General features: G+C 69.5%; 20 protein-coding genes. 10 read left to right on the forward strand and 10 right to left on the reverse strand.

Translation table 11 applies throughout. From position 1 onward, the window contains the following. Window positions 1–2: 2 nt before the first annotated feature. The 3 genes from ACTMTJ_RS10765 to ACTMTJ_RS10775 form a co-directional block, all read right to left on the reverse strand. On the reverse strand, window positions 3–1,520 hold the full coding sequence (locus ACTMTJ_RS10765; protein ID WP_441216011.1) for a glycosyltransferase family 87 protein: 1,518 nt from the start codon (window positions 1,518–1,520) through the stop codon (window positions 3–5). A 92-nt stretch (window positions 1,521–1,612) separates the two neighbouring features. Further along, window positions 1,613–4,372, reverse strand: coding sequence for a transglycosylase domain-containing protein (locus tag ACTMTJ_RS10770; protein WP_441216012.1), 2,760 nt, complete (start codon window positions 4,370–4,372; stop codon window positions 1,613–1,615). Between the two features lie 197 nt (window positions 4,373–4,569). Continuing rightward, on the reverse strand, window positions 4,570–5,049 hold the full coding sequence (locus tag ACTMTJ_RS10775) for a DUF5318 domain-containing protein (protein ID WP_441216013.1): 480 nt from the start codon (window positions 5,047–5,049) through the stop codon (window positions 4,570–4,572). A 173-nt stretch (window positions 5,050–5,222) separates the two neighbouring features. On the opposite strand from ACTMTJ_RS10775, the gene ACTMTJ_RS10780 reads away from it, so the two are divergent. Continuing rightward, complete coding sequence (locus ACTMTJ_RS10780) at window positions 5,223–5,858, forward strand: PadR family transcriptional regulator (RefSeq protein ID WP_441216014.1); 636 nt, start codon at window positions 5,223–5,225, stop codon at window positions 5,856–5,858. A gap of 23 nt (window positions 5,859–5,881) precedes the next feature. Continuing rightward, window positions 5,882–6,961, forward strand: a complete 1,080-nt coding sequence (locus ACTMTJ_RS10785) for an inositol-3-phosphate synthase (protein WP_441216312.1) — start codon at window positions 5,882–5,884, stop codon at window positions 6,959–6,961. 44 nt (window positions 6,962–7,005) lie between these two features. On the opposite strand, the gene ACTMTJ_RS10790 is transcribed toward ACTMTJ_RS10785, so the two are convergent. The 5 genes from ACTMTJ_RS10790 to ACTMTJ_RS10810 all read right to left on the reverse strand — a co-directional run bounded on the left by ACTMTJ_RS10790 (window position 7,006) and on the right by ACTMTJ_RS10810 (window position 10,428). Further along, window positions 7,006–7,185, reverse strand: coding sequence for a hypothetical protein (locus ACTMTJ_RS10790; RefSeq protein WP_441216015.1), 180 nt, complete (start codon window positions 7,183–7,185; stop codon window positions 7,006–7,008). Between the two features lie 42 nt (window positions 7,186–7,227). Beyond that, entirely contained in the window at window positions 7,228–7,434 is a 207-nt protein-coding gene (locus tag ACTMTJ_RS10795) for a hypothetical protein (protein ID WP_441216016.1), read from the reverse strand. 45 nt (window positions 7,435–7,479) lie between these two features. Continuing rightward, window positions 7,480–7,959: a methylated-DNA--[protein]-cysteine S-methyltransferase gene (locus ACTMTJ_RS10800; RefSeq protein WP_441216017.1), complete on the reverse strand. Its 480-nt coding sequence runs from the start codon at window positions 7,957–7,959 to the stop codon at window positions 7,480–7,482. Window positions 7,960–7,994: 35 nt separating this feature from the next. Continuing rightward, a complete protein-coding gene (locus ACTMTJ_RS10805; RefSeq protein ID WP_441216018.1) occupies window positions 7,995–8,873 on the reverse strand; it encodes a hypothetical protein in 879 nt (292 codons plus the stop codon). A 109-nt stretch (window positions 8,874–8,982) separates the two neighbouring features. Continuing rightward, the gene (locus tag ACTMTJ_RS10810) at window positions 8,983–10,428 is read right to left on the reverse strand and encodes a CCA tRNA nucleotidyltransferase (RefSeq protein WP_441216019.1); all 1,446 of its coding nucleotides are present in this window, start codon (window positions 10,426–10,428) and stop codon (window positions 8,983–8,985) included. 38 nt (window positions 10,429–10,466) lie between these two features. Here ACTMTJ_RS10810 and ACTMTJ_RS10815 point away from each other — a divergent pair, with 38 nt between their 5' ends. Together ACTMTJ_RS10815 and murJ are read left to right on the forward strand one after the other, a co-directional pair. Then, window positions 10,467–11,315 carry a hypothetical protein gene (locus tag ACTMTJ_RS10815; protein WP_441216020.1) on the forward strand — a complete coding sequence of 283 codons (849 nt, stop codon included), beginning with the start codon at window positions 10,467–10,469 and terminating at the stop codon, window positions 11,313–11,315. Between the two features lies 1 nt (window position 11,316). Next, entirely contained in the window at window positions 11,317–13,083 is a 1,767-nt protein-coding gene (gene murJ, locus ACTMTJ_RS10820; RefSeq protein ID WP_441216021.1) for a murein biosynthesis integral membrane protein MurJ, read from the forward strand. 12 nt (window positions 13,084–13,095) lie between these two features. Here the strand turns inward: murJ and ACTMTJ_RS10825 are convergent, their stop codons facing one another. Continuing rightward, entirely contained in the window at window positions 13,096–14,667 is a 1,572-nt protein-coding gene (locus tag ACTMTJ_RS10825; protein ID WP_441216022.1) for a helicase HerA-like domain-containing protein, read from the reverse strand. A 286-nt stretch (window positions 14,668–14,953) separates the two neighbouring features. Here ACTMTJ_RS10825 and ACTMTJ_RS10830 point away from each other — a divergent pair, with 286 nt between their 5' ends. From ACTMTJ_RS10830 to ACTMTJ_RS10855, 6 genes are all read left to right on the forward strand, one after another. Further along, window positions 14,954–16,531, forward strand: a complete 1,578-nt coding sequence (locus ACTMTJ_RS10830; RefSeq protein ID WP_441216023.1) for a protein kinase domain-containing protein — start codon at window positions 14,954–14,956, stop codon at window positions 16,529–16,531. Window positions 16,532–16,540: 9 nt separating this feature from the next. Continuing rightward, window positions 16,541–17,185 (forward strand): RNA polymerase sigma factor SigM, encoded by a 645-nt coding sequence (sigM, locus tag ACTMTJ_RS10835; protein WP_441216024.1) that lies wholly within the window; start codon window positions 16,541–16,543, stop codon window positions 17,183–17,185. Beyond that, the gene (locus tag ACTMTJ_RS10840; protein ID WP_441216025.1) at window positions 17,182–18,060 is read left to right on the forward strand and encodes a hypothetical protein; all 879 of its coding nucleotides are present in this window, start codon (window positions 17,182–17,184) and stop codon (window positions 18,058–18,060) included. The genes sigM and ACTMTJ_RS10840 overlap by 4 nt, the downstream gene beginning before the upstream one ends. Window positions 18,061–18,144: 84 nt before the next feature. Beyond that, a complete protein-coding gene (gene trxB, locus ACTMTJ_RS10845) occupies window positions 18,145–19,098 on the forward strand; it encodes a thioredoxin-disulfide reductase (protein WP_441216026.1) in 954 nt (317 codons plus the stop codon). 16 nt (window positions 19,099–19,114) lie between these two features. Continuing rightward, the gene (gene trxA, locus ACTMTJ_RS10850; protein WP_441216027.1) at window positions 19,115–19,438 is read left to right on the forward strand and encodes a thioredoxin; all 324 of its coding nucleotides are present in this window, start codon (window positions 19,115–19,117) and stop codon (window positions 19,436–19,438) included. Between the two features lie 123 nt (window positions 19,439–19,561). Further along, on the forward strand, window positions 19,562–20,701 hold the full coding sequence (locus ACTMTJ_RS10855; RefSeq protein WP_441216028.1) for an N-acetylmuramoyl-L-alanine amidase: 1,140 nt from the start codon (window positions 19,562–19,564) through the stop codon (window positions 20,699–20,701). A 1-nt stretch (window position 20,702) separates the two neighbouring features. On the opposite strand, the gene ACTMTJ_RS10860 is transcribed toward ACTMTJ_RS10855, so the two are convergent. Beyond that, window positions 20,703–21,362 carry a GNAT family N-acetyltransferase gene (locus tag ACTMTJ_RS10860; RefSeq protein ID WP_441216029.1) on the reverse strand — a complete coding sequence of 220 codons (660 nt, stop codon included), beginning with the start codon at window positions 21,360–21,362 and terminating at the stop codon, window positions 20,703–20,705. Between the last annotated feature and the right edge of the window lie 87 nt (window positions 21,363–21,449).

Consider the following 21,449-nt stretch of genomic DNA (forward strand, 5'->3'; position numbering starts at 1 on the left):
GCTCAGACGGTCACCGGCTCCCGGTCCGGCGGCGGCGGAGCCTCGCCGGCCTCGCGTCGCGCGCGCCATCGCACCAGCCACGGCGCGTCGTCCGCACCGTCGAAGACGCCACCGTCCGGGTCGTCCTCGTACGTCTGCCGCACCGGGTCGCGCTCGGGCGTCACGATGTCGCGCACGATCAGCCCGCACAGGACGGCGACGGTGACCAGCCGCAGGGTGGAGGCGAGCACGAAGACGCCCTCCGGGAAGACCGGCTTGCCCGAGGCGCCGAGCAGCTCCCCGTAGAACGAGACGAAGTAGAGCACCTCGGCGATCTGCCAGGCGAGGAACGCACCCCACCGCGGACGGGCGAGGACGGCGAGCGGAATCAGCCACAGCACGTACTGCTGGGACCAGACCTTGCTGAAGATCAGGAACGAAGCGACCACGAGGAACGCCAGCGCGGCGACGCGCGGCTTGCGGGGCGCGAAGAGGGCCAGCGCGGCGATCGCGAGGCAGGAGAGCCCGAACAGGCCGTACGTCAGGAGGTTGAGCTGCGGGACATGGTTGCTCAGCCACTGGAAGGGGCCTTGGTCACCCGGTGAGCCGGAGTTCCACTTGCCGTCGAGGTAACGGCCGATATACCACAGCGTGCCCCAGTCGATCGGCCGCTCGGTATTGAGCTCGAAGAAGCGGTCCCAGTTTTCCCGGTACGGAATCGCGGCCGGCAGGTTGACCGCGACCAGCGCGGCGAGCGCGGTGCCGGTGGCCACGAGCGCCTGCCGGAGCCGATTCGTACGCAGACCGAGCACCAGCAGTGGCCCGAGGATGAAGAGTGGCCACATCTTCGCGGCGCCGGCGAGTCCTAGGAGGATGCCGGCGACCACGGGATGTCGTTTGGCCCAGGCATACATGCCGAACGCGGCCAGCCCGATGGCGAGAAAGTCCCAGTTTACCGTCGCGGTGACGAATAGAGCGGGGGAGAGCGCGAACATCGCCGCGTCCCACGGTCGTCGCCGACGCACGGCCAGGATCGTGGCGACCGTCGCGATCGCGAGAGCACCGAGCACCAGGGCGTTGGCATCGTAGAACCACAGCGCCTGGTTGAGCTCCGGACGGCTTTCCCCGAGCGCGTGCACCGGCAGCCCGAGGGCGCCCATGAAGTAGCCGGTCAGCACCGGGTACTCGACCGGGTGGTCACGGTAGGGGACCTTGCCCTCGTTGAGCCCTTCGGCGTAGTAGAGCGCGAGCACGTCGGTGTAGCAGAACCGCGTGTACTGGATGTGGTCTGCCCAGGCACCGTCGCGGCACGGCGACTTTTGCACCCAGTGCAGGGCGAGCGTGAGGCAGGTCAGCGCGATGACGATGCGGGTGGCGGTCCAGAAGCGCCCGCCCCACTGCGCCTGCGGCTTGTCGGAGCCTGCGGCGTGCTCGCCGATCGGCCCCCCGATGGCCTCGGACAGCCCGCGCACGAACCCGTCCGACTGCGCCGGATGATCTACACGTTCAGATCCATCGATGTCGGTCGTGCGCACGCTCATAAAGAGGCATCATGCCCTATCGACGGCGGGATCCGCGCGGCCCAGCCGCGCGGATCCCAGCAATCGTCGAGTCGACACCCGGTCGGGAGAGGCTAACCCCCCGGGAGCGTGTTGCCCTGCTGCGGCGGTGGCGTGGTCTGAGTGCCCGGGTTGGGCTGCTCGTTGTCGTTGTCGTCGTCGTTGCCATTGCCGTTGCCGTTGCCATTGCCGTTGCGGTCGTTGTCCGGGCAGAGGATGTCAGGCAGCAGGCCACAGTTGCCATTGCCGTTGCCATTGCCGTTGTCCGGCCCCTGGGTCGGCGGCGGTGGCGACGCGCCGTTCGGGAACGGGCTGTCCGGATCGCCGGTGTTCTTCCGGTCTTCGAACCGCTTGACTTCCAGCGCCATCCGCTCATGCACCAGGTCCATGAACATTTCCCAGATCGAGGCGGGTGTGCCGGAGCCCGACATCTTCTTGGTGCCGCCCGGTTCTTTGATCGCCCGGCGTTTGCCCTCGGTGCCGACCCAGACCGCAGAGGCGATCTGCGGCGTCGCGCCGACGAACCAGGCGTCGCCGTTGTCGCTGCGGTCCTGGTTGAGCTCCCAGGTGCCGGACTTGCCGGTGGCCGGGCGGTCGCCCTTCAGATCCTTGTCGATGTTGTCGGGGATCTTCTGGAGCACGGCGTTGATGTCGTCGATCTGGTTGGCCTCGAAGCGCTGCTCCGGCTTGAGCTTTTCGCCCTTGCCCGGGACCGGCCCGAACTTGCCGGTCGCGTCGCGCTTCTCCACCTTCTTGATGAAGTGCGCCTTGTTGTAGATACCCCGGTTGGCGAGGGTGGCCACACCGTTGGCGTGGTCGAGCACCGTGATCGGGTACTGGCCGAACGCCACCTCGTTGTCGAACTCCGCCGGCGCCAGCTTCTCCGGGGCGGTCTTGGTGAGGTCGTGCGGCTTGCCCTTGTTGGTGTCGAACATCGTGCGGATGCCGGCATCGCGGGCCGCCTCGACCACCTTGGCCGGCCCGATACCGTCGGCGATCCAGTAGAACGGGACGTTGTACGACGAGATCGTCGACTGCTCGAGCGTGCAACTGCGACCGCACCTGATGTCACCGGCGTCGCGGCCCGCGTTCGAGATCTTCCGCCCGTTGTCGTCGTCCTTGAGGGCGTCCCAGCGCGAGTCCATCGGGATGCCCGCCTTCATCGCCGCCGCGAGCGTGTAGATCTTGAACGTCGAACCCGCCGCGTGACCGCCCGAGTTGCCGCCGTCGTTGAGACCGGCGTAGTCGTAGCCGGTGCCGTTTTCACCGCCGTAGTACGCCAACACCTGGCCGTTGGTCGGATCGATCGCGACAAGCGCTGCCTTGTAGTACTTCGGCAGCTTGTGCATCGGCGAGGTCGTGGACGCCCAGCGGGCCGCCTCCTCCGCCGACTTCTGCGCCTGCTGGTTGATCGTGGTGGTGATCCGGTAGCCGCCCTTCTTCCACTCGGCGGCCGGGATACCCATCTCTTCGAGCTCGTCGCGGACGTAGTTGACGACGTTGCCGCTCGGCTTGTCGATGCCGCAGCCGATGTTGCAGCTCTTCGCGTCGTACTTTTGCAGCGTCTTGGTCGGGTAGACGGACTTGGCCCGCTCATCGGCCGTCATCCACTTCTTCTCGACCATGTTGTTGAGGGTGTAGCCCCACCGCGCCTTGGCCTCTTCGGGGTTGGTCTGCGGGTCGAAGCCCTTGTGGCCGGTGGCCTTGTCGGGCTCCGGCTGCTTGATCACCGCGGCGAGGACGGCGGCCTCTTCCTTGGTGAGCGCGCCCTTCTTACCCGGCTGGACCAACACCGACTTGCGGAAGTACATCTGTGCGGCGGCCTCGATGCCGTGCGCGCCTCGACCGAAGTAGATCGCGTTGAGGTAGTAGCCGAGGATCTCGTCCTTTTCGAGGTCCTGCTCCAGCTTTCGGGCCAGCACCGCCTCGCGGATCTTGCGGTTGTAGTTGATGCCGCTGAGGTCGGCGGCGTGCCGCGCGTACTGCTGCGTGATCGTCGAGGCGCCTTGGGTGTTGCCGCCGGTGAAGTTGTTCCAGGCGGCGCGAGCGATGCCCTTGAGATCGATGCCCTCGTGATCGAGGAAGTTCTTGTCTTCGGCGGCCATCACGGCTTCCTTGACCACCGGCGAGATCTTGTCGGCCGGCACGACCGTGCGGTTGACCTCGCCGAGCTTGGCCAGCTCCTTGCCGTTGGAGTAGACGATCGAGGTCGCCTGGGCCTCGAATGTGTCGTAAGTCGGCACGTCGTCGTAGAACCAGGTCAAGGCGACCACGCCGGCGCCGGCCATCATCACGACGACGGCGAACGCGGCGACGATCCAGTTGATCCTCTTGCGCCGCTTGGCTCGCTTGATCGCGGCCGGGTCGCTGGGGCCTCTGCCACCCTTGGCGGCCCGGCGACCGGGGCCGGTCGGCCCGCTCGGCCCACCGGGACCCTCCAGCACGTCTGGCCGGCCGAACTCAGGCCCGGCCGGCGAGACCGGCCGCACCGCGGCGCGACCGACGGTGGCCCGGCCGGCCGCGCCGGCGACGGGCGGCCGCCCTGCCGTGCCCGGTGAAGCCGAGCCGACCGACGCGGAACCAACGGAGGCCCGGCCGGCGGAGGCCCGCCCGGACGATGCGCCGACCGATGCCCGGCCTGAGGAGCCGGCGGCCGCGCGGCCCGAGGTGGGGCGGGGCGCCGGCTCGGAGCCGTACCCGTCGCCGTTTCGGGCCCAGCCACCCTCGGAGCCGCCGCGTGCCGACCCACGGGCGCGGGGGGCCCCGTAGTCGTCGGACGGGCCTGAAACATTGGCCCGACCGCGCGCGGAACTAGGGTCGTCGTACGAGTTCATTCGTCACACCCTGCCGGTCGCGATGACGCGCTCTCGCGACGCCACCGTGTTGCGGTGAGTTAGGACACCTTCTGACGCCAGCCCGGCCACATGACCGAGCAAGGCTTCGCCCGACAAATTCGGACTTATCCGATTAACGAGTGATTGCTTGCCCCGCCACTTCGGGTCCTCCACCCCGTCGTTCGGGCAAGCATCGGTCACCGTCGGGCCTCTCGCCTTCGTTTGGTCGCCGGCGCCCCAACGCCGGTAGCGGATGAACCAGAAGTGGATGAGCCGACGGCAGCCGCCGTCTCTGCGGCGGGCTCATCGGTCAGCCCGTCGCGGCCGAGCAGGAACTGCTCGACGAGATGATTCCAGTCGCAGGCGCGGCACACCTCCACCACGTACACCTGGAACTCACGGAACGTCATCGCCAGCACCGGCAACTCCGTGCGGGTGCGGGCCTGTCCGGCCGACTGCTTGAGCTCATCGCCATAGATGTAATGGACGAGCGTCAGGTTTTCCCGGCGGCAGATCGGGCAGCGCCGGTCGGTGGGCTCGCCGTGGAAGCGGGCGGCGTTCTTCAAGTAGGGAGACGCATCGCAGACTTCGTACGTACCCACGCGGCCAGAAAGGACCTCACGCAGCAGCGCTCGCTTCTGGAGCGAGTAGTCGACAACCTGCCGCTGCGTGCGCATGCGGACGAGGGTACGCGGTTCCGGGCGAGGAGGCGACAACCGTCACTTTCTGCTACCAGACGACTCGATTCTGATGTTTGCCGTCCGGCCACCTCCGCGATACCGTGCGATGTATCGGGGCGATACATCGCACCGGTTAACGCGAGTACACCAGTGGGTAAGGAGGGTGAGACGTGCTCGAGCTCGCCATCCTCGGCCTGCTCCAGGAGTCTCCGATGCACGGCTATGAGCTGCGCAAAGAGCTCGCCACAAAGCTCGGCGCGATCCGCGCGGCGATCAGCTACGGCACCCTGTACCCCACGTTGCGGCGGTTGCAGGGCGTCGGCTGGATCACCGAGGCGGGGGAGGCGGCCGTCGGTGCCGAAGAGGTCCCGCCGCTGACCACCCGCCGCGGTCGCGTTGTTTACAAGATCACAGCGGAAGGCAAGGAGCGTTTCGCCGAGCTGCTCGCGCAGGCCGGGCCAGAGACGTATGACGATGCCGGCTTCGGCGTCCACTTCGCGTTCTTCGCGCGCACCGACCGCGCCACGCGGCTGCGCATCCTCGAAGGTCGCCGCCGAAAGGTGGAGGAGCGCCGGGAGGGTCTGCGCGACGTGCTGGCCCGGGCTACCGAGCGGCTCGACGCCTACACGCTCGAGTTGCAGCGCCACGGACTCGACGCCTGCGAGCGCGAGGTCCGCTGGCTGGAGGAGCTCATCGCCAACGAGCGCTCCGGCCGGGCGCCCGAGGGCAAGCCCTCGGCCAGCCCAACAGATAAAGACAGCCCGCCTCCGCCTGGACCTACCAGGGACATCCCGGAGCGGCCGTGATGAACAAGAAGGAGGCAAACGCGATGGGCTCCGTACGCGTGGCCATCGTCGGTGTCGGAAACTGCGCCTCGTCTCTGGTGCAGGGCGTGGAGTTCTACCGCAACGCCGACCCCACCGACCGCGTCCCGGGTCTCATGCACGTCACCTTCGGCGACTACCACGTGTCTGACGTGGAGTTCGTCGCGGCGTTCGATGTGGACGCCAAGAAGGTGGGTCGAGACCTCGCTGAAGCGATCGTCGCCAGCGAAAACAACACCATCAAGCTCTGCGACGTGCCGCCCACCGGCGTGCAGGTGCAGCGCGGCCCGACCTTCGACGGCCTGGGTCAGTACTACCGCGAGATCATCGAGGAGTCCGACGAGTCCCCGGTCGATGTCGTCAAGGCACTGCGCGACGCGCAGGTCGACGTCGTCGTGTCCTACCTGCCGGTGGGCTCCGAGGCGGCCGACAAGTTCTACGCCCAGGCGGCGATCGACGCGGGCTGCGCCTTCGTCAACGCGCTCCCCGTGTTCATCGCCTCCGACCCGGTGTGGGCCAAGAAGTTCGAAGACGCGGGCCTGCCGATCGTCGGTGACGACATCAAGAGCCAGGTGGGCGCCACCATCGTGCACCGCGCGCTGGCCAAACTCTTCGAAGACCGCGGCGTCGAACTGCTCCGCACGTACCAGCTGAACTTCGGCGGCAACATGGACTTCATGAACATGCTGGAGCGCAGCCGGCTCGTGTCGAAGAAGATCTCCAAGACGCAGTCGGTGACGTCCCAGGTGCCGCACGAGATGGCCAAGTCCGACGTCCACATCGGGCCGTCCGACCACGTGCCGTGGCTCGACGACCGCAAGTGGGCGTACATCCGGCTCGAAGGCAAGTCCTTCGGCGACACCCCGCTCAACGCCGAGCTCAAGCTCGAGGTGTGGGACTCGCCCAACTCGGCCGGCGTCATCATCGACGCCCTCCGCGCCGCGAAGATCGCCAAGGACCGCGGCATCGGCGGCCCGATCCTGTCGGCGTCGTCCTACTTCATGAAGTCGCCGCCGGTCCAGTACGCGGACCACGAGGCGCACGCCGCGGTCGAGGCCTTCATCAAGGGCGAAGTCGACCGCTGACCACCGCACGAAGACGGGCCGGGACGCGACGTCCCGGCCCGTTTTCACTCGATGACCCGTAGGTACGGGGCAAGTCGTCGTGTGACCTCGTCAACCGAATCGATCGCGCCGGTGGTGAGGTCGTCGGTGAGCTTGCTCCGGTCCGCGGCCGGCATCTCGAGCACCAACCCGACGCGTCCGAGACTTACCGCGAGCGCGCGCCAGGCCAGGCCCGCATTCGACATATCCAGTGGTTGCCACCGGATCACTCCGTGTTGCACCGAGGCTCATAGGTCGCCCAGCTCTCGGTAGAACTCTGCGTTTGCCTCCTCTTCACGGCGCAGGATGCGCAACAGCTCCTCTCTCCGCTGAGCGCGGTTCAGGTACCCCTCGATCGCCTCCTCCGCGAGCTTTTCTTTGTAGCGCTGCTCCTCCTCGGCCAGGTCCCGCAGGCGCTGCGCCACTTCTGGTCTGATCATCAGCTCTAAATCCATACAGATGTTCTACAAAGGACCTAGGGTTGGCTCAAGAACACCAACTCAGGAACCCCAAGAAAGCTGGAGGGCGACGCGGGCCTCCAGCTCCAGCAGGTAGCGCTTGCGGGGGAGGCCGCCGCCGAAGCCGACGAGCTTGCCGCCGGCGCCGACGATGCGGTGGCAGGGCACGATGATCGGGATCGGGTTGCGATTGCATGCGACGCCGACCGCCCTCGCGCCGCCGGGGTCTCCGACCGCGGCCGCGACCTCGCCGTAGGTGCGCATCTCCCCATAAGGAATCAGAGTCATCTGGTGCCACACCGCGCGCTCGAAGTCGCTGCCCCGGCGCACCGACAGCGGCAGGGTGAAGTCGGTGAGCTCGCCCGCGAAGTAGGCCCTCAGCTCCGCGACCGCGGCGTCGAGGCGGGGATCGCTCACCTCGGCGGCGTCGGCCACCGCGCCGAAGTGCACGCCGCAGACGCCCGTGTCGTCCACGGCGACGGAAAGCTCGTCGATCGGCGAGTCGATCACCACCCAACGCATCCACCTATTGTGGCCGCCGGGTGTGACAGCGACGCTCAGCTGACTCGCTCGTACTCGGTCGTGAGGAGCCCGGTGTTTTGCGTCAGCCGGTCGGTGGAGCACGTGTAACTCGACGAGTCGTCCTTGGTGTCGAGGACGTTGGGGACGTCGTACTCCTCGCCGCCGAGGGTGACCTTGCCGCTCACGTTCGACTCCACGTCGGTGACGTTGACCCGGCCGGCCCTGGTCGTGAAGTTGTAGGTCAGCCGGCCGGAAATCTCCAGCCGGACCGTCGAGCCGTTGAGCTCGCCGCTGTACTCGGTGCTGCTGCCGTAGTCGGTCTCGCCGGTGCCGTCGCGGTTGAGCCGCAGTGTCGCGCCCTCGCCGCCGGTGAAGGTGACGCTGTCTCCCTGGACCGCCACCGTCTCCTTGTGAGACGTCACCCGCCAGGTGCCGATCACGCACTCGTCGAGGTCGGAGCCGGGCGCGGCGCTCGTGCTCTCCACCGGGCCGCCGGTGGTCGGGTCGCCGGTCGGTCCGGCGATGGGGTCGTCACCGCCACCCCGCGCGGCCACCACGATCACGATCGCCACAACCAGGGCCACCAGCACCGAGCCGAGCGCGAAAAGAGGGACCATGTAGGACCGGCCGCGCTGCTGCTGCGGCTGCGGCGGATAGCCGGGGTAGCCGCCGCCGCTGGTCTGCTGGGCGTACGCCGGCGGCACGCTCGTCGGATATCCCGCCGGGGGCACGCTCGTCGGGTAGGCCGGCGGGCTCCCGGGCTGTGGATAACCGGGGTACCCAGGCGGGGGTGCCTGTGGATAAGCGGGTGGCGGTGGCGGCGGCTGCTGGGGAATCCCCCGGAACGTGCCGCACTGCGTGCAGTAGCCGGCGGCGTTCACCTGTACGCCCCCGCAGACCGCACACGGCTGCATCAGCTGCCTCCCCCTCACACACCCTCTACGGCCGCCGACCGGAGTCGGCTCACTTCGCGAGCGACGGTAGCCGAGACGCGCCACGGCTTGTAACCAACCAACCGGCTGGCTAGATCACACCTTCGTCGCGCGCCCAGCGCAGCAGCTCTGCCTCGGCCTCGTCCCGGTCGAGCGGGCCGCGCTCCAGCCGGACCTCCTTGAGATGCCGCCAGGCGCGGCCGACGATCGGGCCGGGCGGCACGCCGAGCAACTCCATGATCGCGTTTCCGTCGAGGTCGGGCCGGACCCGCGCGAGATCCTCGGCCTCCTGAATCTGCGCGATCCGGGTCTCCAGCGCGTCGTAGTCGGACGAGAGCTGGGCGGCCTTGCGCCTGTTGCGGGTGGTGCAGTCGGAGCGGGTCAGCTTGTGCAGCCGGGAGAGCAGGTCACCGGCGTCGGTCACGTACCGCCGCACCGCCGAGTCGGTCCACTCTCCCCGCCCGTACCCGTAAAAGCGCAGGTGCAAGGCGACGAGCTTGACCACGTCGGACGTCACGTCCTTGGGATAACGAAGCTCCTTCATGCGCAGCTTGGTCATGCGCGCGCCGACCACCTCGTGGTGGTGGAAGCTCACCCTGTTGTCCGGGCCGACCGCCTTGGTGGCCGGCTTGCCGACGTCGTGCATCAGCGCGGCCATCCGCAGGATGAAGTCGGGGCCCTCGCCGCTCTCCAGCCGCACCGCGTTGCTGACCACGGTGAGGGTGTGCTCGTACACGTCCTTGTGCTGGGCGTGCTCGTCGATCGCGAGCTTGAGGCCGGGCAGCTCGGGCAGGAAGCGGTCGGCCAGGCCGGTGTCGACCAGCAGCCGCAGCCCGGTCACCGGGTCGGCGCCGCAGAGTAGCTTGGTGAACTCGTCGCGGATCCGCTCGACCGTGATCCGGCCGAGGTCGGCGGCCATCGCGCCCATCGCCGCGACCACGTCCGGGTCGACGGCGAACCGCAGCTGGGCGGCGAAGCGCGCGGCCCGCAGCATCCGCAGCGGGTCGTCGCCGAACGACTCCTGCGGCGTGCCGGGTGTACGCAGGCGCCGGGCGGCGAGGTCGTCGAGGCCGCCGTACGGATCGGTGAACCGGTGCTCGGGCAGGCTCACCGCCATCGCGTTGACCGTGAAGTCGCGCCGGCGCAGGTCGTCCAGGAGGTTGTCGCCGTACTGGACGACCGGGTTGCGGGTCACGCCGTCGTACGCATCGGAGCGAAACGTTGTGATCTCCAGCCGCAGCCCATGCCGCTGCGCGCCGATCGTGCCGAACTCGCGGCCGGTCTCCCAGGTGGTCTCGGCCCAGCCCTCGAGCACCCGGAGGATGTCGTCCGGCCGTGCGTCGGTGGTGAAGTCCAGGTCGTCGCCGAGCCGGCCGAGCAGCGCGTCGCGCACGGATCCGCCGACCAGGTGCAGCTCGTACCCGGCCTTGGTGAAGCGGCGGCCGAGCTCGTCGGCGATCGGGGAGACGCGCATCAGCTCAGCCACGGCGTTGCGCTGCGCATCGGTAAGCCCCGTGGCGTTCGAAGTCTTGGACATGGGACAGCCAGCCTATCGGTGGGGCAGGATGATGCCTCGTGCCGGTACCCGACGCCCTGCGGACACTTTGCCACGACCCGGCGTTCTGGGCCGACTACTTTTTTCGCACCACCCCCCACGCCGATCCCGACCCCGCGGAGCTGCGCGCCACATTCCCGATCGCCGGCGGGTACGCGCTGGTGCTCGACCTCGACCGGCGGTACGGCACCTACGCACTCGGCCTGCGCACGCCCACCAGCATCGAGCCGATACCGATGGCGTGGGACGACCGGTCGCGGTGGCATCCGCACGGGCTGCTCTGGCCCGAGCTGGAGCTGATCGGCCAGGTGGTGGCGCTCGACGACCCGTCGCTGCCGCACCCCGGGCTGACGGTCGCGCTGCTGTGCCGGTTCGCGCCGATCACCGCCGAGGACGACGCCGTCGCGGTACGTGGCCTGCTCGGCGCGGCGCTGCGCTCGCTGCGGGTACCGGTGCCGCCGGCTGAGCAGGAGCCGCTGTTCCCGTACTCGCCACGGGTGCTGACCGAGGCGCAGGTGACCGACTACCTGGAGGTGCCCGGCGAGGGAGTGGCTGGCACGCTGCGGTACGCCGGCAGCGACGTCTTCCCCTTCGACGAGCTCGCCACGCTGGTGCGGTTGGCGCGCCGGCGGGTCGACCGGGTGGCCGCCGAGCCGTGGTGCACGGAGCAGGTCCGGGCGCTCGCCCGCCGCCGTGACACCGCCGCTCTCCTGGCCGCTCTGGAGTCCGCCGGCTGCGATCACCCGACCCTGCTCGACGCGCTGGCCGAGCCGGTCACACCCGCCGAAGCCGCCTGGGTCGCGGACGTGCTGGCAGGCGATGGCCCCGTACCCTTGCGCTGGTACGGCATCGACCAGAAGCGGGGTTGAGATGGGCGGCGGCCTCTATAAGAGCGCCAACGCGGGGCACAGCGCGCACCAGCAGTACCCGGACGGTGCCGTGCTGATCTCGACCCAGCCGATGCCGTACGGCATGCATCCCGCCCCCGGCGTGGAGTCCGCTCCCGACCTCGAGCCGGCCGTGGAGGTGGAGCAGGGGAGCGCGGCCAGCAACAGCGCCGTCATGGCGATCGGCAGCCTGGTCAGCCGCGGCACCGGCTTCCTGCGCACCGTCGTGCTCGCCGCCGCGCTCGGCGGCGCCGCGATCAACGACGCCTACACGACGGCGCAGGTGCTCCCCGGCATCGTGTACGAGCTGCTGCTCGGCGCGCTCCTGAGCAGCACGATCATCCCGGTGCTGGTGCGGCGGCGGAAGGCGGATCCGGACCGGGGCGAGGCCTACACGCAGCGGCTGGTGACGCTCACTGTGGTGGTGCTGGCGGCCGCCGCGCTGATCGTCACGGTGCTGGCCTCGGTGCTGACGCTCCTCTACACGAGCAGCGACCAGTCGGATGCCTTCAAGGGCCTGGTCACGAAGATCTCGTACCTGACGCTTCCGATGATCTTCTTCATCGGGCTCTCCGGGATCCTCACCGCCGTGCTGAACACCCGCGGGCACTTCGCCACGCCGATGTTCACACCGATCCTCAACAACCTCGTCGTCATCGCGACCGGCGGCGTCTACGTCCTTATCTACGGGGCGAAGGCGATCCGGCCGGAGCAGATGACCAACGGCCAGATCCTGCTGCTCGGCGCCGGCACGCTGCTCGGCGTGGTGATCCAGAGCCTGGGGCTGCTGCCCGCGCTGCGCAAGGTCGGCTTCCGCTGGCGGTGGCGCTTCGACTTCCGCGCGCTCGGCCTGCGCGAGCTGGGCCGGATCGGGGTCTGGGCGCTCTGCTACGTCATCGTCACCCAGATCGGCCAGATCGTCGCGTTCAACCTGCTCAACCGGGCCAGCGGCAAGGGCGCCGCGGGCCCGGCGATCTACAACAACGTGTTCCTGCTGATGTACATGGCGCACGGCATCATCTCGGTGTCGATCATCACCGCGCTGACCCCGCGGATGAGCGCGGCGGCGGCCGACCACCGGCACTCCGACATGGCCGCCGACCTGGCCCGCGGCACCCGCATGATCACGGCGGTGCTCACGCCGGTCGCCATCTGCTACGCGGTGCTGGCCGCGCCGATCGCGGTGGCGCTCTTCCGCCGCGGGGCGTTCACGCAGGAGGACGCCAACCGGACCGCCATCGTGCTGGTGGTGACCGCGGTGGCGCTCGTGCCGTTCTCGATCAGCCAGCTATTCACCGTCGGGCTCTACGCGCGGCAGGAAACCAAGACCGCGGCTCTCGTCAACCTGCCGGTGGTCGGCCTGCGGATCCTCGTGCAGGTCGTCATCTTCCTGCTGTTCTCGGCGGCGTTCGCGGCGCCCGGGCTGATGTTCGCCAACGCGCTGTCTTATGCCGCCTCCGGGCTGATCACCGCCATACTCATGCACCGGCGCATCGGGGCGATCGGGCTCGGCGGCATCCTCGTCACGGTCGTCAAAGTGGGCGTCGCCGCCGTCGGCGCGACAGTGGTGGGGCTCGCCGTCATCTACGTGCTGCCAGGCGGCTGGACACCGAGCATGGGGGAGGCCTTCCTCCAGCTGGCGGTCGGCGGGCTGGCGATCAGCGGCACCTACGTGGCCATCGCCCTCGGCCTGAAGGTCACCGAGATCAATAGCGTCTTCGCACTGGTCCGCCGCAAGATCCGCCGCTAGGAGCCTCCCGGGTCAGCGGCGGCGGCGCTTCGCGGTGCCGAAGATCTGGCGGGCGATGGCGGCGCCGGCGGCGGTGGCGGCCGCCCGGATGAACGACTTGGTAGCGCTGGAGCCGAGCACCTTCTCCATCATGTTCGGGCTCTCCTTCTCTCCGCGCGGTGCCTTCCGCTCCTGTGGATAACTCTGTGCGGGAGGCGTCTCGGGCGCGGGAGAGCCCTGTGGATAACCACCTGTGGACGGCGGCGCCAGCCGGGCGGCCAACTTCTCGTACGCGGACTCCCGGTCGACCGGCTCGGCGTACTTCGCGTGCAGCGTCGACCCCCGCACCACCGCCGTCATCGCCGCCGCGTCGGCCGCGGCCATCAGCGACTGGGGAGCGCGGAGCCGGGTCCAGGCGACCGGGGTCGGCGCGCCGTTCTCGGACAGCACGGTCACGATCGCCTCGCCGGTGCCGAGCTTGGTGAGCACCTCCTCCAGGTCGTACGCCGAGTGCGGGAACGTCGACGCGGTCGCCTTGAGCGCCTTGGCGTCGTCCGGCGTGTACGCCCGCAACGCGTGCTGGACCCGGTTGCCGAGCTGAGCGAGCACGTCGGGGTGTACGTCCTTGGGCGTCTGCGTCACGAAGAAGACGCCCACCCCCTTCGAGCGGATCAGCCGCACGGTCTGCGTGATCGACTCCAGGAAGTCCTTCGACGCGTCCTTGAAGAGCAGGTGGGCCTCGTCGAAGAAGAAGACGAGCTTCGGCTTGTCGACGTCGCCGACCTCAGGCAGGTCCTGGAAGAGGTCGGCCAGCAGCCACATAAGAAAAGAGGAGAAGAGCGCCGGCTGGGTCACGACTCCGGGCAGCTCCAGGATCGAGGCCACGCCCCGCCCGTCCGGCGCGGTACGCATCAGGTCGGCCGTGTCGAACTCCGGCTCGCCGAAGAAGTCGTCCGCGCCGGCGTCCGAGAACGCCACCAGCTCCCGCAGCAACACGCCGGCCGTCTGCTTGGAGAGCCCACCGAGCGAACGCAGTTGTTCGGCTCCCTCGTCGGAGACCAGGTACTGGATGACCGAGCGCAGATCCTTGATGTCCAGCAGCGGCAGCCCGTTCGCGTCCGCGAAGTGGAAGATCAGGTTTAGTGACGAGGACTGTACGTCGGAGAGCCCGAGCACCTTGGACAGCAGCACCGGGCCGAACGACGTGATCGTCGCGCGCACCGGGATGCCGGTGCCGCGCCCGCCGAGCGCGTAGAACTCCACCGGGAACGCAGCGGGCTGCCAGTCCTGCCCGATGTCGGCGGCCCGCGCACTGATCTTCTCATTCGGGCTGCCCGGGGCCGACATGCCCGACACGTCGCCCTTGATATCCACGAGGAAAACCGGCACTCCGGCCGCGCTGAGCTGCTCGGCGATCACCTGGAGCGTCTTGGTCTTGCCCGTACCCGTGGCGCCGGCGACGAGACCGTGCCGGTTGAGCATGCCGAGCGGGATGCGCACCTTCGCCTCGGGGTCGCCTCGATCGTCCACCACCAGGGCGCCCAGCTCGAGTGCCGCCCCCTCGAAGGCGTACCCGTCGCGCACCTGCCCCGCAAGATCAGACATGGCGAAAGCGTACCTATAACGCACTATTTGCAGGAGGCTTCAAACTGGGATGATTGCAACTTACCTCCCAAGGTCGACCCCGTTGACTCGCATCAGGCCGGCTGCCACGCCAAGATGACGTGTTGAGAGGTCGCATGACCCGGGTAAGGTCGCACTCGTCGGGTGCGGGTAGCGCCTACGCTATTAGTTGTGCCCGCCGCCGGGTTGCCGGCTGCGGCGAAGCGGCCAGATCACAGGCAGCACACACGGGTCCACTTGATCCAAACGATCACCGAGGGAGGACGGGGTGACCCAGGTCGGCGAAGGTCAGGAGGCGAGCGAGAGCGCGCCCCAGGTCATGACCTTCGGTGCGCCCACCGTCGGTGAGATCCTGGCCGAGAGGTACGAGCTCGCGGAGCACATCAACAACGACAGCGCCGGGCGGCAGGTCTGGCGCGGCGTCGACGTGGTGCTCCGGCGTCCGGTCGCGGTGGTGCTGCGCTACCCCGGCGGCGACTCCGCGATGGAGATGCTCCAGGCCGCCGTCGCGGCGAGCCGTGTGATCCATCCCAGCCTTGTCGGCGTCTACGACGCGATCGACGAGGCCGAGCGGGCCTACGTGGTGCGCGAGTGGGTCGACGGCGAGTCGCTGCGCGAGATCGTGGCCGAGGAGCCGCTCGATCCGACCCGCACCACCACGGTGGCCCACTCCGTGGCCGACGCGGTCGCCGCGATGCACGCCACCGGCATGGTCCACGGCAACATCCACCCCGGCACCGTCCTGATCGGCGACGACGGCCGCGTCGTGCTCGCCGACGCCCGAGCCGACAACGCCGACACGCAAGATACCGACGTGCGGGCGATCGGCGGCATCCTCTACTTCGCGCTGACCGGCCACTGGCCGCACACCGAGGCCGGCCGTTCGGCGCTGCCCGACGCGGTGCGCGACGCGAGCGGCGCGGTCGCGGCGCCCCGCCAGATCCGGGCGGGCGTCCCGGCCTACCTCGACGACCTCACGATGGACCTGCTCGACAGCCGGCTCGCGCTGCCCGCCGCCGATGTGCTCGCGGCCGAGCTGGGCCGCCTCGACAGCGCCGGCGACGAGCCGTATTACGAAGAGGCCGGGCCGCTGCGGTTCCTGTCCGGCCCGCGCGGCGACGTCGCGGCCACGGTCGACGCGGGCGTTGGGCGCCCCGAGCCCCAGCGGGCGACGATCCGCAAGATCGCCGCTGGTGTGGCCGGGCTCCTCGCGATCGCCGTCGCCGGCCTGCTCTTCGGGATCAGCGCGCTGGGCGACGGCGACGGCGACAACACCGCCGCGCCACCCTCCAACGCGCCGGCCACTTCCGGCAGCGATCCCACGACCGGCGGCGGCGCCGTCGCCGGCAAGCCGCAAAACTTCACGATCAGTGCCAACCAGGTGCGCATCGTCGACCCGCCGGACGGCGACCGCCAGGAGCTCGAGGGCGCCGACAAGGTCGTCGACGGCAATGAAAACACCGGCTGGGAGCCCAATGGCTACCGCACTGCCGACTTCGGCAACCGCAAGCCGGGCATGGGCATCCTGATCGATCTGGGCCAGCCCCGCACGGTCAGTTCGGTGCAGGTGACCCTCTCCGACAGCGGCGCCTCCGCGGAGCTGCGGGCGGGCACCACCGACCCGGGCAGCAGCGCGGCCGGCGACGAGCAAATCGTGAAGTCGTACAAGCGGGTGGGCGACCCGTTCGAGGCGTTCGACGCGACGAAGATGAGCTTCACCGACTTCGACCCCGACCAGAAGTACCAGTATCTGCTCTTCTTCATCACCGAGCTGCCCGAGACCAGCGACGGCCAGTGGCCGTTCAAGGTCGGCGTGCAGGAAATCGTGGTCGCCGGGCTGAGCTAGTGTGCAGCCGTGACCGACAGCTCGCGTAGCGACGCCGAGCTGCTGCGCGCCCATGTCGACGGCGATCGAGACGCCTTCGCCGAGCTGTTCCACCGGCACCGCGACAGGCTGTGGGCCGTGGCGCTGCGCACGCTCGCCGACCGCGAAGAGGCAGCCGACGCGCTTCAGGACGCGCTGCTGTCCGCCCACCGGGCGGCGGCCCGCTTCCGGGGCGAGTCGGCGGTCACCACCTGGCTGCACCGCATCGTGGTCAACGCCTGTCTCGACCGGGCCCGCCGGCGTCAGGCCCATCCCACCGTGCCGCTGCCGGACGGCAGCCGCACCGAGCCCGACCGGCCGGTGGCCGCCGAGCCCGCCGCGCCGTCGGTCGACCACGACACCGCTCTCGACGTGCGGCACGCGCTGGCCCAGCTGCCGGAGGAGCAGCGGGCCGCGCTGATCCTGGTCGACGTGCAGGGCTACCCGGTTGCCGAGGTGGCGGTGATCCTCGGTGTGGCCGAGGGCACGGTAAAGAGCCGGTGTGCGCGTGGCCGGGCCAAGCTGGCGGTTGTGCTGGGTCACCTCCGGGCCCGTGGGGGGAACCAGCAGTCCGGCGGTCGCGTCCGAACCAGTACGGCGCAGGCGCGCACGGCGAGCGTGGAGGACGAGAAGTGACCGGGCAGGAGTTCAGCGAGGTCGATATCGACCTGCTGGCCGACTATGTCGGCGGGGCGCTGGACGGCACGCCCGAGGAGGCCGTGGTGGCCCGGCGAGTGGCCGAGGAGCCGGCGTGGGCCGAGGCGCATTCAGCTCTCTCCGAGGCGACCGAGGGCGTGCGCGCCAGCCTGGCGTCCTGGGGTGCCTCGGCGGAGCCGATGCCCGCGGAGGTGGCGGATCGGATCACTGCCGCTCTGGCACAGGAGCCACACCGTCCAGCCCTCTCGCTCGTACCCGATGATCCAGATGGACCCCCACGGACCGCGTCTCGGTCGCGGCGCCGGCTGCCCGGATGGGCCGCTCCGGCGGCGATCGCCGCCGGTGTCGTCGCCATCGCCGGCCTCGGGTTGAGCCAGGCCGACCACCTCGGCAGCGGTGACGAAGGCAGCGCCGCCGGCACCGTGGCGGACGCGCCGGCAGGCACCGATAGCAACGCGGAGGCCGTGCCCAACGCGGTGCGAGGCGTGATGCCGGTCACGGTGAGCGGTCGAAATTACGGCGATTTGGCGAGTGCGGCCCCACCGGCGATGCCTGCCAGCGGTCCCGTGACGGCGCAGGACGAGGCGGAGCGCCAGTTGTTCGGCACGCTCACGACCCTCGACCGGCTGCGCGATCCCGCGGCGCGGGCCGCCTGCATCGAGGCCATCGCCACGGTCCACCCGCTCGGGGTGAGCAGCGTCGACGTGGTCGACCTCGCGTCGTTCCGGGGGTCACCGGCCGCGATCGTGTTTTTCACGGACAGTTCCGGGGCACGGTGGGTATGGGCGTCTGGTCCGGAGTGTGGCCTGGCGGCGCGGGGCGCGGACACCCGCGGCAGCGCGAAGATAGGGTGAGCTGACCCACCCGGACGAGGGGTCGGGAATCATCGCTGCCCGCGATGGGTTCTCCTCTGCGCACACACACTACGGGAGTCGGCAGTGGACGAGGTCCGTAATCTGATCATCATCGGCTCGGGGCCAGCCGGTTACACCGCCGCGGTGTACGCCGCGCGCGCCAGCCTCAAGCCGCTAGTCATCGAGGGTGCGCAGTCCGGTGGCGCGCTGATGACGACCACCGACGTGGAAAACTTCCCGGGCTTCCCCGACGGCATCATGGGTCCTGAGTTGATGGACTCGATGCGCAAGCAGGCGGAGCGGTTCGGCGCGGAGTTCCTCACCGACGACGTGACCCGGGTGGAGCTGGTCGACACCGGCGGGCTCGGCTCCGGCGCCACCCAGAAGGTGTATGTCGGCGAGACGGAGTACCAGGCGAAGGCGGTCATCCTCGCCACCGGTTCGGCGTGGCGGCCGCTCGGTGTCCCGGGCGAGCAGGAGCTGCTCGGCCACGGCGTCTCCTCCTGTGCCACATGTGACGGCTTCTTCTTCCGCGGCCAGCACATCGTGGTCGTGGGCGGCGGCGACTCCGCGATGGAGGAGGCCAACTTCCTGACCAAGTTCGCCGAGACGGTCACCATCATCCACCGCCGCGACGAGTTCCGGGCCAGCAAGATCATGGCCGATCGCGCACTCGCCAACCCGAAGATCCGCGTGGAGTGGAATTCGGTCGTCGAAGAGATTCTGGGAGACGACGGCAAGGTCGCCGGCGTGCGCCTGCGCAACGTACACACCGGCGAGAGCAAGGTGCTCGACGTCACCGGCGTTTTCGTCGCGATCGGCCACGACCCGCGCAGCGAGCTCTTCCGCGACACGGTGGAGCTCGACGAGAGTGGGTACGTCGTGGTGGACGCCCCCAGCACACACACCAGCGTGCCGGGCGTCTTCGCCGCGGGCGACCTGGTCGACCACACCTACCGCCAGGCCATCACCGCCGCCGGCACGGGCTGTGCCGCCGCGCTGGACGCCGAGCGGTTCATCGCATCACTGGAAGTCTGAGTTCAGGAGGGTCTTCGTGGGAACAACCAAGGCGGTCACCGACGCCAGTTTCACCAGCGACGTGCTGCAATCTGAGACGCCGGTGCTGGTGGACTTCTGGGCCGAGTGGTGCGCGCCGTGCAAGAAGGTCTCGCCGCTGCTTGAGGAGATCGCCGGCGAGATGGGCGACCGGGTGCGGATCGTCAAGGTAAACATCGACGAAAACCCGGAAACCGCGCGCGCGTACCGCGTCATGTCGGTGCCCACGCTGACCGTCTTCAAGGGCGGCCAGCCGGTGCAGTCGGTGGCCGGCGCCCGTCCAAAGGGCGACCTTGTCAAGCTCATCGAGGCCGCGCTGTAACGGCTGTTTGCTTCGGGGCGCTCCCATAGGGGGCGCCCCTTTTCTTGGGTGTGTTTTCGGGTGGCCGGCGGTGCGTCGCCGGTCGGGATAGGCTCCTGAAGCGTTCTCACAGAGGAGGTCCTCGTGCGTCCGATCCGGCGCGGCGACCGCGGCCCCGCGGTCATCGAGATCAACCAGATCCTCGCCGAGCTAGACCTCCTGACCGGTGGCGCCGACGAGTACGACAACGACACCGAGCGGGCCGTCCGCAGCTTCCAGCAGACCCGTGGCCTGTCCGTCGACGGTCTGGTGGGCGACGAGACCTGGCGCGCGTTGGACGCCGCTCGCTGGCGCCTGGGCGCGCGGGCGCTCTACCACGCGATCCCCGAGCCACTCGTCGGTGAAGACGTCCGGACGCTCCAGGAGCGGTTGCTGGAGATGGGATACGACGTGGGCCGCGCCGACGGCATCTTCGGCCCCAACACGGCGCGGTCGGTGGCCCAGTTCCAGCGCGAGGTGGGCCTCCAGCCAGACGGGGCGTGCGGGCCGCAGACCATGCACGCGCTCAAGCGGCTCGGCCGCAAGGTGGTCGGCGGGCGGCCGCAGTGGCTGCGCGAGGCGGAGGCGTTCCGCCGCTCCGGTCCCAACCTGATCGGCAAGGTCATCGTCATCGACCCCGGCCACGGCGGCTCCGACCCGGGCATCGTCGTGCCGGACGGGCCGCTGCGCTGGACCGAGGCCGACCTCGCCTTCGACATGGCCGCGCGGCTGGAGGGCCGGCTCGCGGCGGCCGGGATGCGGGTGCACCTGACCCGCGGGCCCGGTGGTGGGCCGGCGCTGACCGACCTCGCCCGCGCCGATCTGGCCAACGAGCTCGGCGGTGACCTCTTCATCTCGCTGCACATCGACGGCCACGACAACCCCGAGGCCGACGGCGTGGCCGCCTTCCACTACGGCACGGGCAACGGCGTGACCTCCACCGTGGGGGAGCGGCTGGCCGGGCTTGTGTTGCGCGAGATCGTCAAGCGCACGGGCCTGCGCAACTGCGCGACCCATCCGAAGACGTGGGAGCTGCTCCGGCTCACCCGCATGCCCGCGGTGCGGGTCGACGTCGGCTATCTGACGTCGCCGGCCGACCGGGAGCGGCTGATCGATCCGGCCTTCCGCGACCGCGTGGTCGAGGCGGTCGTGGCGGCGGTGCAGCGCATGTACTTCCCGATGGAGGCCGACGTGCCGACCGGTTCGATCGACGTGCGGAGCCTGCGCGCAGCCGCAGTGTCGTGATTTAGCCCGACGTTGATCGCGTAGCGGGGCGAACCGGACGTAGCAGGCTTTCCGGGCTCATCGATCCGAGCAGTTTCTCCAGCGCGTACTCCACATCGGACTTCCACGACAGGGCCGTGCGCAACTCCAGCCGCAGCCGGGGAAAGCGCGGGTGTGGCCGCACGGTCTTGAAGCCGACGGAGAGGAAAAAGTCGGCCGGTGCCAGGCAGCCGTCTTCGCCGTCGCCCGCCTCGCCGTACTTGGCGTCGCCGAACGCCTCGATCGCCTTGATGCCGCGCTTGGTGAGATCGCGCGCGACGCCCTGCACGAGCATGCGCCCCAGCCCGCCACCGGCGAACGCGGTGACGATGTGCGCCGTCATCAACAGCGCCGCGTCGGCCGAGACGGGGGACGTCGGGAACGCCATCGAGCGGGGCACGTAGGCCGGCGGCGCGTACATGACGAAGCCGGCGGGCATGCCGTCGACGTACGCCAGCTTGCCGCAGGAGCCCCACTCCAGGAGTGTCTGGGAGACCCACGCTTCCTTTTCCAGGCCGGGATCGCCGGCGGCGCACGCGCGCTCCGCGGCGACCGGATCCAGCTCCCAGAACACGCAGGCGCGGCAGGGACGGGGAAGATCCTCGAGAGTGTCGAGTGTCAGACTGACCAAGCGTCGCGACATCGCCGAATCCTCATAGCCTCGATTGCAGCCACGCGCCGCCTCCTTGCCCCCGACAGCAGATCGTACGCCGGAACTTCGCGTCAGGGG

This window comes from Phytohabitans sp. LJ34 (assembly GCF_052068095.1).
Classification (GTDB): Bacteria; Actinomycetota; Actinomycetes; order Mycobacteriales; family Micromonosporaceae; genus Phytohabitans.